Genomic DNA, 12,703 nt, shown 5'->3' with positions numbered 1-12,703 from the left:
TCGACGCTAGCGAACCGCGTTCAGCGCGTTGACCAGTCCGTGGCCATAAAAACCGTTGTAGTCGGCATAGCCGGAGCACGCCGCGTCCTGCGCGCCGTCGCCGTTGAGGTCGTAGTCGCTGGGGCAGGGCAGCGTCTCCGCCTGGTTGTACAGCATCCTCGTCAGCGCCGTTGGACCGGCGGACGGGAACCGTGACGCCAGCAGCGCGGCGACGCCCACAACGTGCGGCGTGGCCATCGAGGTGCCGCAGTAGTAGCCGTAGCCCGCGGGCACCGTGGACAGCACACAGCCCTGGTTGGACGAGTCCGGCTTCTGCCTGTGGTCCCCGCCGGGAGCGGTCAGGTCGGTGGTGCCGAGGCCGTAGGAGCTGTAGCTGGCTTTCACGCGTTCCGCGCCGATCGAGGACACCCCGATCACGCCGCGCAGCTCACCGGGCAGCGCGTCGCACTTCGTGCTGGCGAGGTTGGTGCCTTCGTTGCCCATCGCCGCGATGGTGAGCACGCCGCGGTTGGTGGCGTAGCTGACCGCGCGGCGCATGGCCTCGTGCACCACCCACTGCTCGCTGCCCTTGTCCTTGCAGGTCAGCGTCCAAGGGCCGGCGGTGAAGCTGCTGTTGACCAAGCGCATCCCCTTGGTGGCCGCCCACATGAAGCCGCACACGGCGGCCTCGGGGGAGACGTAGCCGTCGTCGTCGACGACCTTCACCGAGGCCAGCCGCACGCCCGGGGCGACACCGGTGGTGCCCTTGCCGTCGTTGGCCGCGGCGATGGTGCCCGCGACGTGGGTGCCGTGCTCGAAGGCGGAGGGCTGCCACGCCTCGCGCCGGGTGTCCGGGGCTCCGCTGACGCAGCCGGCGGAGACCGCGGGATCGACCGCGGCCGCCAGGTCCGGGTGGCCCGCGTCGATGCCGGAGTCGAGCACGCCGACCACCACCGAGCGGCTGCCCATGGAGTAGGCGTGCGCCTCGTCGGCCTTGATCATCGCCATGTCCCACTGCTCGCCGGAGCGGTCGGTGGTGGCGACCGAGGGGCTCGCCTTGATCGCCGCGGTCAGCCGGGAGCGGTTCTTGCGCTTGGCCGCCGCGCCCTGTCCGCCCAGCTCCTGCTGGGTGCTGAAGGCCCGGACGTCACCGAGGCGGGTGGTGAAGGAGCGGTCCCGCGACCCGGCGACCGCGACGCCGATCTGGGCGTAGTAGGTGACGGTCTCGCCGCAGGCCGCGTCGATCCGCCGCTGCGCCTCCTCGGCGCGGGTGCCCTGGTCGAAGACCACGATGTAGCGAAGCGTCCTGCCGATTCCGCACGGCTGCTCGGGCTCGGCGCCGGCCTGACCCGGGACGGCGAGCAGGCCCGCCGCGAGCAGCGCGGCGGTGACCGCGGCGCGGGTCCTCCCGCCGCGCGCGCCGTTACCGCGGGTCAGCGGCACGGAGGACCTCCATCTCCTCGGCTGGGCGTGGTGTCGGGGGAGCGCGGGGCACCGCGCGTCCCTGCCGATGGAACCGGAAGGTAGCCATCCACGCACCGAGCAGACAAGCGGGCGATGGCCTGAATGCGGCGGGGTAGTTTGCCGGGCACAATCACTGGCCTAGCCAGACCGGTCCGCCGAGGAGCAGCCCTGAGCGTCCAGCACCAACCCAATCCGTCCGCCTCCGCCGTGCAGAAGCTGCGTATCAGATACGCGAAACGGGGGCGCCTGCGTTTCACGTCACACCGTGACGTCGCGCGCACCTTCGAGCGCGCGCTGCGCCGCGCCGGGGTGCCGATGGCCTACTCCCAGGGCTTCAACCCGCGGCCCAAGGTCTCCTGGATCGGGGCGGCGCCGACGGGCACGGCGAGCGAGGCGGAGTACGTCGAGGTGTCGGTGGTCGACCGGATCGACACCGCGGCGCTGGCCCGCGAGCTGGACTCGGCGCTGCCTCCGGGGCTGGACGTCATCGAGGCCGTCGAAGCCGCGAGCGGTTCGCTCGCCGACCGCATCGACGCCTGTACCTGGCGGATCGAGCTGCCCGGGGTCGACCCCGATGAGCTGGGCAGGGCCGTCGAGCTGCTGCTGGCCGCCCCCGAGGTCATCGTGCAGAAGCTGACCAAGGACGGGCGCAAGGACATCGACGCCCGCGCGGCGATCGTGTCCGCCGAGGTGCTCGCCTCCGCCGAGGCACTCGCTCCCACCGGGACCGAAGCCGCGTCCGCCGAGGTCGTCAGGGAAGTTGAAGTGACTACCACTCGGGTGGGCGATGGAGCCGGAGGCGTCCGACGGTGTGGGATACTCAGCACGGTCGTACGGCAGACACAGCCTGTTGTCCGGCCGGATGACGTGTTGAGTGCGCTTCGCGTCGTCGCCGACCTGCAACCGCCGGTACCCGCGAAGGCGACCCGGATGGCTCAGGGGCGGCTCGACGACGGCGGAGCTCTCACGGACCCGTTCGCCAGCGACCGGGAGCCGACTCGGGCCACGAGCGGCTTACCTGACGTCGAGGAGTAGGGGTCGGGCCCACGCGTCATCACGAGATGACCTGTTGCCCGTGTGCCCGCGTCCACCGATTCGGGGCTCGGACGACGTAGGCAGGATTTCCGCCGCTGCACGCGGCGGCGACTGGACGAGAGAGGAGCCCCTGCGCGGCCGCGTCGGAAGCATCGACGCGCCCGGGGGCGAGGGAGCTACATGCCGAAAACTGACACCCCTGCCGGCGCTGCCGGCGGGGACAGCACCGCATCCGGACCAGGCGAGCTGCCCGCGAAGCTGCGGGTGCACGCGCTGGCCAAGCTGCTGGGCGCCAGCAGCCGCGAGGTGATGGCCACCCTGGTCGAACTGGGCTTCGCCGTCAGCAGCGCGCAGTCGAGCATCACCAGGGACGTCGCGATGAAGGTCGTCGACCACCTGGCGCCGGAGTCCGACGAGGAGGACGTCGAGGAGCCCACTGCCTCCGAGGAGTCCGCCGACGGCGACGACGACCAGGCCGCCGACGAGCTCGCGCGGCCCGAGCCGGTCGTGGCCGAGGAGCCGCCCGCGCCCGCCGCGCTGACCCCGGTCTTCGCCGCGCCGCAGGCCGTGTTCCTGCCGCCGCAGCAGCCCGCCGCGACCGCCGAGGAGGCCCCGGCGGCCAAGTCGGGCCGCTCCGGCAAGACCGCGCGGCCCAGCCGCAAGCGGGTCTCGCTGACCGAGGCCGACCTGGACCCGGACGCCACCGAGGTCGACGACCTGCCGCACGACATCGACCTGGGCTCCGAGGACAGCGAGGACGACCTCGGCAACCGCCGTCGTCGTCGCCGTGGCCGCCGTGGCCGTGGCCGCGGCAAGGGCCATCCCGAGCTGGGTGACGACTCCGACGACGAGGACGTCTCCGACGACGAGCTGCCCGTGCACGTCTCGGTCACCGACGAGCCTGAGCAGCAGGACGCCGCCGAGGCCGAGTCGGACACCGACTCCGCTGAGGACTCCGAGGACGGCACCAGCAGGCGCCGCCGTCGTCGCCGCCGCCGCAAGGGCAACGCCGAGGACGACGCGACCAGTCGCGACGACGACCCGCCGAACACCGTCGTGCACGTGCGGGAGAGCCGCCCGGAGCGCGAGCAGACCACCACCACCTCCTCCGACGACGAGGTGCGCAGCGTCAAGGGCTCGACCCGGCTGGAGGCCAAGCGCCAGCGCCGCAGGGACGGCCGCGAGGCAGGCCGCCGCCGCGCGCCGATCCTCAGCGAGTCGGAGTTCCTGGCCCGCCGCGAGGCCGTCGACCGCAAGATGGTCGTCCGCGAGCAGGGTGAGCGGATCCAGATCGCCGTGCTGGAGGACGGGGTGCTCGTCGAGCACTTCGTGACCTCGGCGGGCTCGGGTTCGCTGGTCGGCAACGTCTACCTCGGCCGGGTGCAGAACGTGCTGCCCAGCATGGAGGCGGCCTTCGTCGACATCGGCCGTGGCCGCAACGCGGTGCTCTACGCGGGCGAGGTGGACTGGGACGCCGCCGGTCTTGAGGGCAAGTCCCGCAAGATCGAGCAGGCGCTGTCCACGGGTGACAGCGTGCTGGTGCAGGTCACCAAGGACCCGGTCGGGCACAAGGGCGCGCGGCTGACGACGCAGATCAGCCTTCCGGGCCGCTTCCTGGTCTACGTGCCGGGCGGCGGTGCCACCGGCATCAGCCGCAAGCTGCCCGACGTGGAGCGGCGCAGGCTCAAGGAGATCTTGAAGCGGATCGTCCCCGACGACGCCGGTGTGATCATCCGCACCGCGGCGGAGGGCGTCAGCGAGGAGGCCCTCGCCCGCGACGTGACCCGGCTGCAGGCGCAGTGGGAGGTCGTCAAGGGCAAGGCCCACGGCGCCCCCGGGGTGTCGAAGGCCGGTGCGCCGTCGTTGCTCTACGAGGAGCCGGACCTGCTGATCAAGGTCATCCGGGACATGTTCACGGAGGACTTCTCGGCGCTGGTGGTCCAGGGCACCCACGCGTGGGAAACCATCGAGCCGTACGTGCAGCACGTGGCCCCGGACCTGGCTTCGCGGCTGCGCAGGCACACCGGCACCAACGACGTGTTCACCGAGTACCGGGTGAACGAGCAGATCACCAAGGCGCTGGACCGCAAGGTGTGGCTGCCCTCCGGTGGCTACCTCGTCATCGACCGCACCGAGGCGATGACCGTCATCGACGTCAACACCGGCAAGTTCACCGGATCCGGTGGCAACCTGGAGGAGACGGTCACCCGCAACAACCTGGAGTCGGCGGAGGAGATCGTCCGCCAGCTCCGCCTTCGCGACATCGGCGGCATCATCGTCATCGACTTCATCGACATGGTGCTGGAGTCCAACCGGGACCTGGTGCTGCGCAGGCTGACCGAGTGCCTCGGCCGCGACCGCACCCGGCACCAGGTCGCCGAGGTGACCTCGCTCGGCCTGGTGCAGATGACCCGCAAGCGGGTGGGCACCGGTCTGCTGGAGGCGTTCAGCAGCACCTGTGAGCACTGCCGGGGGCGTGGCCTCGTGGTCACCACGGACCTCAACACGGGTTCGCACGGCAACGGCTCGCACAACCACGGCGGCAACGGCAACGGCGGTTCCGGCAAGGGCGAGAGCAAGCGGCAGCGGCAGCGCAACCGCAACAACGCCCAGGACACCAACGAGGCCAAGGACAACGCGGAAGCCGCAGAGCCCACGCCGGCTCCGCAGCCCGCTCAGCCTTCGCAGCCCGAGACCCCGGTGACCGAGACGGTCGAGGCCGTCCCGGAGAAGGTCGAGGAGAAGCCGGTCGAGAAGGCCGAGGAGAAGCCCGCTGCCGAGCCCGCGGCGGTCGCCGAGGCCCCGCCGACGGGTGAGCGCCGCCGTCAGCGTCGCCGCCGCAGCAGCGAGCGTCCGCCGGGTCCGCCGAAGGAGCAGAGCGCTCCGGCGGAGGAGGTGCGCATCGCCACGCCTCGCGAGGAGAACGCGGCCACGGCCCCGGCGGCGGCCGCCCAGCCCGAGCAGCCCGCGCTCAACGGCGCGGAGCCGCACCAGGACCCGGTGGCGGCGGTGTCGGTGACCACCCGTCGCCGCCCCGCCCGCCGCGCGGCCTCCCGCCCAGCGGGCCCGCCGCAGGCAGCAGCCAAAGAGGCCTGAGCACCCCCCAGAAGCGCCCACCGCCCCCCAGGGCCGGTGGGCGCTTCGCCTTCCCCTCCCCTTCCCCTCCCCCCTCCTCCCCCCCCCCACGGCTCCTCCCCGCCATTCGCGGGCTTATGGACGTGTTTGGGCGCCCAAACACGTCCATAAGCCCGCGAATGGCCGTGGGGTGGGTGGGGTGAGAGGGCGGTCACGGGGTGGGGTGGTGGGCAGGTCAGAGGGGTGGTGGTGGCGCCCGGGGGTAGGTGGTTCGCGGGCGACCGACCACCCGGTTTGACCCTCTTCGGCAGCGCCCCGTACTCTGTCGTACGGCCCGCCATCAGGCGGGTTCTGTCGTGCGAAAGCCCGCCCCGTGGCGATTAGGCAACAGAGGCGATAGGCAACGCACGCGTCGTCCCATCGCGAGTGGTTTGAGCGCGATACCGACACCGAGCAGCAGGAGACTTCCGAACCATGTACGCGATCGTCAAGACCGGCGGCAAGCAGTACAAGGTGGCTGTCGGGGACGTCGTCGAGGTCGAGAAGCTCGAAGGCGAGCCGGGCACCGAGGTCAGCTTCCCGGCGCTGCTCGTCGTCGACGGCGGCGACGTCATCGCCGACAACGACACCCTCGGCAAGGTCGCCGTGACCGGCAAGGTCGTCGAGCAGACCAAGGGTCCCAAGATTGTCATCCACAAGTTCAAGAACAAGACCGGCTACCACAAGCGGCAGGGTCACCGTCAGCGGCTGACCCGTGTCGAGGTCACCGGCATCAACAAGTGAGGGTCTGACCAGCCATGGCACACAAAAAGGGTGCATCCAGCTCTCGTAACGGCCGCGACTCCAACGCCCAGCGGCTCGGTGTGAAGCGCTTTGGTGGTCAGGTCGTCAGCGCCGGCGAGATCCTCGTTCGCCAGCGTGGCACCAAGTTCCACCCGGGCGTCGACGTCGGCCGCGGCAGCGACGACACCCTGTTCGCGCTCGCCGCCGGTGCGGTGAAGTTCGGCATCAAGCGCGGTCGCAAGACCGTGAACATCGTTCCGGTCGAGGCCTGACAGGTCTCACCGAGCGACACACGCTCACCACTTCAGGGGCGGGACCGGGATTGCACCGGACCGCCCCTGAAGTGCGTTCATCGGCAGTAGGAGGAAGTCGTGTCACGGTTCGTCGACCGCGTGGTGCTGCACGCGGCGGGCGGCGAGGGCGGCAACGGGTGCGCCTCGGTGCACAAGGAGAAGTTCAAGCCGCTCGGCGGGCCGGACGGGGGCAACGGGGGCAACGGCGGCGATGTCGTGCTCGTCGTGGACTCCAACGTGCACACGCTGCTCGACTTCCACTTCCGCCCCCACGCCACCGGCGGCAACGGCAAGCAGGGACAGGGGTCCATGCGGCACGGTGCCGCCGGAGCGCCACTGGAGCTGAAGGTGCCCGACGGCACGGTGGTGATGACCGAGGACGGCGAGGTCATCGCCGACCTGGTCGGCGAGGGCACCCGGCTGATCGCGGCCCAGGGTGGCCGGGGCGGCCTCGGCAACGCGGCGCTGGCGTCCAAGGCCCGCAAGGCCCCCGGCTTCGCGCTGCTCGGTGAGCCCGGCGAGCGCAGGGACCTGGTCCTGGAGCTGAAGTCGGTGGCCGACGTCGGCCTGGTGGGTTTCCCCTCGGCCGGGAAGTCCTCGCTGATCGCGGTGCTCTCCGCGGCCCGCCCCAAGATCGCCGACTACCCGTTCACCACCCTGGTGCCCAACCTCGGCGTGGTCACGGCGGGCGAGACGGTGTTCACCGTGGCCGACGTGCCCGGCCTGATCCCGGGGGCGAGCCAGGGCAAGGGCCTCGGCCTGGACTTCCTGCGGCACATCGAGCGCTGCGCCGTGCTGGTGCACGTGATCGACTGCGCCACCTACGAGCCGGACCGCGACCCGATCTCCGACATCGACACGCTGGAGCGGGAGCTCGCGCTCTACACCCCGTCGCTGGGCTCGGACCTGGCCGAGCGGCCGCGGATGGTGGTGCTCAACAAGATCGACATTCCCGAGGGCCGGGAGATGGCCGAGTTCGTCGAGGCCGAGCTGAAGGAGCGCGGCCTGCCGGTCTTCAAGGTCTCCACCGCCAGCCGGGAGGGCCTGCGCGAGCTGACCTTCGCCATGGGCAAGGTGGTGGAGGACTACCGCGCCGCCAAGCCGGTGGAGGAGAGCACCCGCGTGGTTCTGCGGCCCAGGGCGGTCAACGAGACCGACTTCACCGTCGAGCCCGACCCGGAGACCCCCGGCGGCTTCATCGTCCGCGGTGACCGGCCGGAGCGCTGGGTCCGGCAGACCTACTTCGGCAACAGCGAGGCCGTCGGCTACCTCGCCGACCGGCTGGCCCGGCTCGGCGTGGAGGAGACCCTGGCCAAGATGGGCGCGGAGCCCGGCTGCGCGGTCACCATCGGCGAGATGACCTTCGACTGGGAGCCGACCACGCCCGCGGGCATCGCGCTGACCATGGAGGTCCGTGGCGAGGACCCGCGGCTGGACCGCAGCGACCGGATCTCCGCCGCCGAGCGCAAGCACGCACGCCGCGTCCGCCGCGGTCTTGTCGGCGAGGAAGAGGACGACGAGGAGTGAGCTCCTCAGCCGTCCAGCCGGTCTCGTCCGCGCGCGCCGCGGTCGCCGGTGCCCGCCGCGTCGTGGTCAAGGTGGGCTCGTCCTCGCTGACCACGGCGGCGGGCGGCCTGGACGCGAGCCGGCTGGACGCCCTGGTCGACGCGCTCGCCACCCGCTGCGGAACGGGCAGCCAGGTCGTGCTGGTGTCCTCGGGCGCCATCGCGGCCGGGCTCGCCCCGCTGGGCCTGGCCAAGCGCCCGCGCGACCTGGCCACCCAGCAGGCCGCGGCCAGCGTGGGACAGCTCCAGCTCGCGCACGCCTACGCCGCTTCCTTCGCCAGGCACTCGCTCACGGTCGGTCAGGTCCTGCTGACCGCCGACGACGTGGTCCGCCGCGCGCACTACCGCAACGCGCAGCGCACCTTCTCGCGGCTGCTGGCGCTGGGCGTGGTGCCGGTGGTGAACGAGAACGACACCGTCGCCACCGACGAGATCCGCTTCGGCGACAACGACCGCCTCGCCGCGCTCGTGGCGCACCTGGTCGGCGCGGACGCGTTGGTTCTTCTGTCCGATGTGGACGGTCTATACGACGGTGACCCCCGCCTGCCGGGCTCCGCGCTGATCCCCGAGGTGCTCGGGAAGTCCGATGTGGACGGTGTGGACGTCGCGGCGGAGGGCTCGGGCCTGGGCACCGGCGGGATGGCCTCGAAGCTGGCCGCGGCCCGGCTCGCGGCGGCGGCGGGCATCCCGGTCCTGCTGACCTCGGCGGCCGCGGCCGGTTCCGCGCTGGCCGCGGCCTCGGTGGGCACGGTGTTCGCGGCGACCGGCCCCAGGATGTCCGCCCGCCGGTTCTGGCTCGCCCACGCCGCCGACGCGGTGGGCCGCCTGCACCTGGACGACGGCGCGGTCGCCGCGGTGGTGGGGCGGCGTCGCTCACTGCTCGCGGCGGGCATCACCAGCGTCGACGGTGACTTCGACGCGGGCGATGTGGTGGAGCTGCTGGACACGGCCGGGACCGTGGTGGCTCGGGGCGCGGTGGCCTTCGACGCGGCGGAGCTACCCGCGCTGATCGGTCATTCCACCCACGAGCTCCCGCCGGAGCAACGCCGCGAGGTCGTCCACGCCGACGACCTGGTCCCGCTTCGCCCCTAGAGACGACCGGTGATCCGCTGAGGGGTTACGCGGACGGTGGTGACCGTGGTGTCGCTGTGGTCCGCCTCCGGGGTCTGCTTGATGTGCTGTGCGTAGGAGGTGCCGATGTACTTCATCGTCAGCTCTTCGCGCAGGTCGTGCGTGCCGTCCGTGGTCATCGTCGCCGTGCCCTGGATCGAGGCGTAGGTGTGCGGTGCGTCGGCCGGGCTCACCAGCACGTTCACTCGCGGGTCGCGCCGGAGGTTGCGTTCCTTGCGGCTGCCCACCGCGATCATGAACAGCACGTCGTCGCCGTCGCGCTTCACCCACACCACCGACTGGTGCGGCTCGCCGCCGGGCTGGATCGTCCCGATCACCGCGAAGACCTTGGAGTCCAGCAGGTCGCGGAGGTTCATCGCCGACACCCCGCGCAGCACCGGCATTCCCAGCAGATCGCGCGTCCGCGCGTCCAGTCGCCTGGCCGCGGCGGGATCCGGGGTGAGGTCGAACGGCGTCCCCTGGATGAACGCGCTCAGCGGGGTGTCCGGTGGTGAGTCCAGTAGCGCCATGAGCGGCCGGACGGCCTCTTCGACCGGCTTCGCCGACGCGCGGGTGGCCTCGATCAGCGCGGCCGTGGCCGGGTCGTAGGTGCCCGAGAAGCCGGTGCTCACCGTCCCGGGATTCGCCAGCACGTAACGGATCTTCTCCGACGGGCGGTTCCGCGCGAAGCCCTCGCCGAGCAGGTCGTTGAGCAGGCCGCCCTGGAACATCGCCTCGACGCCGTCGTAGCCGGATGCCAGGCCGAAGTCGTCCCAGTGCACCGTCGCCGGGTTGGGGCCGGGCCCCGCGACGTTGAGGATCACCGGGTTGTCGGCTGCGTGCAGCAGGTCGGCCAGCTCGTAGCTGAACAGGAAGCGGCTGAGGTAGTAGAGCGCGAAGTTGTGCTCGAAACCCTCGGCGGTGACCTGCCGCTCGGACTGGAAGTGCCTGGCGCACAACACCACCGCGTCGATCTTGGCGTACCGGGAGCGCAGTTCGGCGATCGCCGCCCTGGTCTCACGCACCAGGCTCAGGTCGGCCTGGATGAAGTGCACGGCCTCCGGGGCCTTCGCCGGGTCGCGGCCGATGACGACCACCTCGTGCCCGCGTTGCCGGTAGGCGAGCGCGAGTGCCTTGCCGATGCCGTCGGTGCCACCGGTGATAACGAAAACTGAACCCATTGGTTCAAGCTAATGGGCTCATGTGTACTGAGACAACCATGAGAGTGAACTCGTGGGTTCAGATTGCTATGTGGTCGAGGCCAGGACGAAGGGCAGCACCTCCCGGGCTCCGGCGAGGCGCAGCATCCGGGCCGCGACGGTGAGGGTCCAGCCGGTGTCCACCCGGTCGTCGATCAGCAGCACCGGTCCGTCCGCGGTGGACAGGTTCTGGGCCAGTTCCGGGGACAGGCTCAGCGAGGTGGTCAACCCGGCCAGCCGCTGCGCGCTGTTCACCGCCGCCGGGGCCTCGCCGGTGGACAACACCCGGCCCAGGAACGGCAGCCTGCCGATCGTGGCGATCCGGGTCGCGAAGCTCGCCACCAGGCGCGGGCGCTTCCGCGAGTCGATCGCCGCGACGCCGACCGGCCGCCGCTCCCAGCCCCACCCGGCGAGGACCTGGACGCACGCCTGGAAGAGCTCGTCGGTGATCTCGGCGTCGGGCGCGCCGGGTGCGAACAGCGGGCGGAGCCGGTTGCCCCAGCCGATGTCGGTCAGCCTGCCCAACGCGCGCCCCACCGACGCCGCCTCCGTCGCCGGGATCCGGCCGCTCAGGTCGACGCCGAGCGCGCTCATCCCGCTCGGCCACTGCTTGCGCGTGGTCAGGTCGATGCCGGGCCGCATCAGCCGCTGCTCGACCTCCGCCACCGCGGCGCCGGGCACCTCGGCGGACATGTGCTCGCCAGTGCAGTTGTCGCAGCGGCCACACGGCGCGGCGTGCGGGTCGTCGAGCTGGCGCAGCAGGAACTCCATCCGGCAGCTCTTCGTGGCGAGGTAGTCCACCATCGCCTGCTGCTCCGCCTGCCGCGCCTTGGCCACGCGCGCGTAGCGGTCGGCGTCGTAGGTCCACTCCTCGCCGGTCGCGGTCCAGCCGCCGCGCACCCGGTGCACCGCGCCGTCGACGTCGAGCACCTTCAACACCGCCTCCAGGCGGCCGCGGCTCAGCTCGACACGCGGTTCCAGGGCCGCGGTGGACATCGGGCCGTCGGACTCCGCGAGCACGGACAGCAGCAGCCGCACAGTGCTCTCCGACGGGAAGGCAAGTGAGTCGAAGTACGCCCAGATGTCCTTGTCCTCCGGGCCGGGCAACAGCAGCACCTCGGCCCGCTGGACGCCACGACCGGCACGGCCGATCTGCTGGTAGTAGGCGATGGGCGAGGACGGCGCGCCCAGGTGCACGACGAATCCCAGGTCGGGCTTGTCGAAGCCCATGCCCAGCGCCGAGGTGGCCACCAGGGCCTTCACCTTGTTGTTGAGCAGGTCCTCCTCGGCCTGCTGCCGCTCGGCCGTCTCGGTCTTGCCGGAGTACGAGGCCACCTCGAAGCCGCGGTCGCGCAGGAACGACGCCACGTCGTCGGCCGCGGCGACGGTGAGGGTGTAGATGATTCCCGAGCCGGGCAGCTCGGTGAGCTTGTTCGCCAGCCACGCCAAGCGCGCCTGCGCCGTGGGCAGCCGCACGGCGCTCAACCGCAGGCTCTCCCGGTCGAGAGGACCCCGGAGCACGAGTGCCTCGCGCTCGCCCAACTCCAGTTGCTCGGCGACGTCATGCACCACGCGGTCGTTGGCCGTCGCCGTGGTCGCCAGCACCGGGATCTCCTCCGGGAGCTCGGCGATCAGCGTGCGCAGGCGGCGGTAGTCCGGCCGGAAGTCGTGGCCCCAGTCGGAGATGCAGTGCGCCTCGTCCACCACGATCAGCCCGGCGTCCGCGGACAGCTCGGGCAGCACGTTGTCCCGGAAGTCCGGGTTGTTCAACCGTTCAGGGCTGACCAGCAGCACGTCCAGCTCGCCCATGGCGACCTGCTCCTGGACGCTCTCCCATTCCTCCTGGTTGGCGGAGTTGATCGTGGCGGCGCGCACCCCGGCGCGCTCGGCGGCGGCCACCTGGTTGCGCATCAACGCCAGCAGCGGGGAGACGATCACCGTCGGTCCCTCGCCGAGCTCGCGCAGCAGCGCGGTCGCGACGAAGTACACCGCCGACTTGCCCCAGCCGGTGCGCTGCACCACCAGGGCGCGGCTGCGGTCGACGACCAGGGCGCGGATCGCCGTCCACTGGTCCTCGCGCAGCTTGGCGTGCTCGCCCGCGAGCGAGCGCAGCTTCTCCTCGGCCATCTCCCGCAGTGCAAGTTCGTCCACGGGCCCTAGCGTCCACCATGCCCCCGACAGTCCGGCGTCCGGGCTGTGG

General features: G+C 71.6%; 9 protein-coding genes. 6 read left to right on the top strand and 3 right to left on the bottom strand.

The window, feature by feature from the left end:
- Positions 1-6 precede the first annotated feature (6 nt).
- Positions 7-1,422: a S8 family peptidase gene (locus ACFFQA_RS35600; protein WP_377862054.1), complete on the bottom strand. Its 1,416-nt coding sequence runs from the start codon at positions 1,420-1,422 to the stop codon at positions 7-9.
- Positions 1,423-1,650: 228 nt separating this feature from the next.
- Between ACFFQA_RS35600 and ACFFQA_RS35595 the strand changes: the two genes are divergently transcribed.
- The 6 genes from ACFFQA_RS35595 to proB all read left to right on the top strand — a co-directional run bounded on the left by ACFFQA_RS35595 (position 1,651) and on the right by proB (position 9,286).
- Positions 1,651-2,478, top strand: coding sequence for a TIGR03936 family radical SAM-associated protein (locus ACFFQA_RS35595; protein WP_377862052.1), 828 nt, complete (start codon positions 1,651-1,653; stop codon positions 2,476-2,478).
- 180 nt (positions 2,479-2,658) lie between these two features.
- The gene (locus tag ACFFQA_RS35590) at positions 2,659-5,574 is read left to right on the top strand and encodes a translation initiation factor IF-2 N-terminal domain-containing protein (RefSeq protein ID WP_377862049.1); all 2,916 of its coding nucleotides are present in this window, start codon (positions 2,659-2,661) and stop codon (positions 5,572-5,574) included.
- A gap of 453 nt (positions 5,575-6,027) precedes the next feature.
- Positions 6,028-6,336, top strand: a complete 309-nt coding sequence (gene rplU, locus ACFFQA_RS35585) for a 50S ribosomal protein L21 (protein WP_377862046.1) — start codon at positions 6,028-6,030, stop codon at positions 6,334-6,336.
- Positions 6,337-6,350: 14 nt separating this feature from the next.
- Positions 6,351-6,608: a 50S ribosomal protein L27 gene (gene rpmA / locus ACFFQA_RS35580; RefSeq protein WP_030426457.1), complete on the top strand. Its 258-nt coding sequence runs from the start codon at positions 6,351-6,353 to the stop codon at positions 6,606-6,608.
- 99 nt (positions 6,609-6,707) lie between these two features.
- Complete coding sequence (gene obgE / locus ACFFQA_RS35575; protein WP_377862042.1) at positions 6,708-8,156, top strand: GTPase ObgE; 1,449 nt, start codon at positions 6,708-6,710, stop codon at positions 8,154-8,156.
- Positions 8,153-9,286, top strand: coding sequence for a glutamate 5-kinase (gene proB / locus ACFFQA_RS35570; protein ID WP_377862039.1), 1,134 nt, complete (start codon positions 8,153-8,155; stop codon positions 9,284-9,286). Before obgE ends, proB begins: the two co-directional genes overlap by 4 nt.
- On the opposite strand, the gene ACFFQA_RS35565 is transcribed toward proB, so the two are convergent.
- Both ACFFQA_RS35565 and ACFFQA_RS35560 read right to left on the bottom strand, forming a co-directional pair.
- On the bottom strand, positions 9,283-10,485 hold the full coding sequence (locus tag ACFFQA_RS35565) for a TIGR03618 family F420-dependent PPOX class oxidoreductase (protein WP_377862036.1): 1,203 nt from the start codon (positions 10,483-10,485) through the stop codon (positions 9,283-9,285). The two genes, proB and ACFFQA_RS35565, sit on opposite strands and share 4 nt — an antisense overlap.
- Positions 10,486-10,551: 66 nt before the next feature.
- On the bottom strand, positions 10,552-12,654 hold the full coding sequence (locus tag ACFFQA_RS35560) for a RecQ family ATP-dependent DNA helicase (protein WP_377862033.1): 2,103 nt from the start codon (positions 12,652-12,654) through the stop codon (positions 10,552-10,554).
- Positions 12,655-12,703 lie beyond the last annotated feature (49 nt).

The organism is Allokutzneria oryzae, assembly GCF_042429765.1.
Taxonomy (GTDB): domain Bacteria; phylum Actinomycetota; class Actinomycetes; order Mycobacteriales; family Pseudonocardiaceae; genus Allokutzneria; species Allokutzneria oryzae.
The sequence above is the reverse complement of the archived record's forward strand: the minus strand, read 5'-3'. Positions and strand labels throughout refer to the sequence as shown.

Bases quoted from the DNA above. Each gene is read 5' to 3' on its own strand.
- rpmA (WP_030426457.1), top strand. From the start codon at position 6,351: ATGGCACACAAAAAGGGTGCATCCAGCTCTCGTAACGGCCGCGACTCC.
- ACFFQA_RS35590 (WP_377862049.1), top strand. From the start codon at position 2,659: ATGCCGAAAACTGACACCCCTGCCGGCGCTGCCGGCGGGGACAGCACC.
- ACFFQA_RS35565 (WP_377862036.1), bottom strand. From the start codon at position 10,485: ATGGGTTCAGTTTTCGTTATCACCGGTGGCACCGACGGCATCGGCAAG.
- rplU (WP_377862046.1), top strand. From the start codon at position 6,028: ATGTACGCGATCGTCAAGACCGGCGGCAAGCAGTACAAGGTGGCTGTC.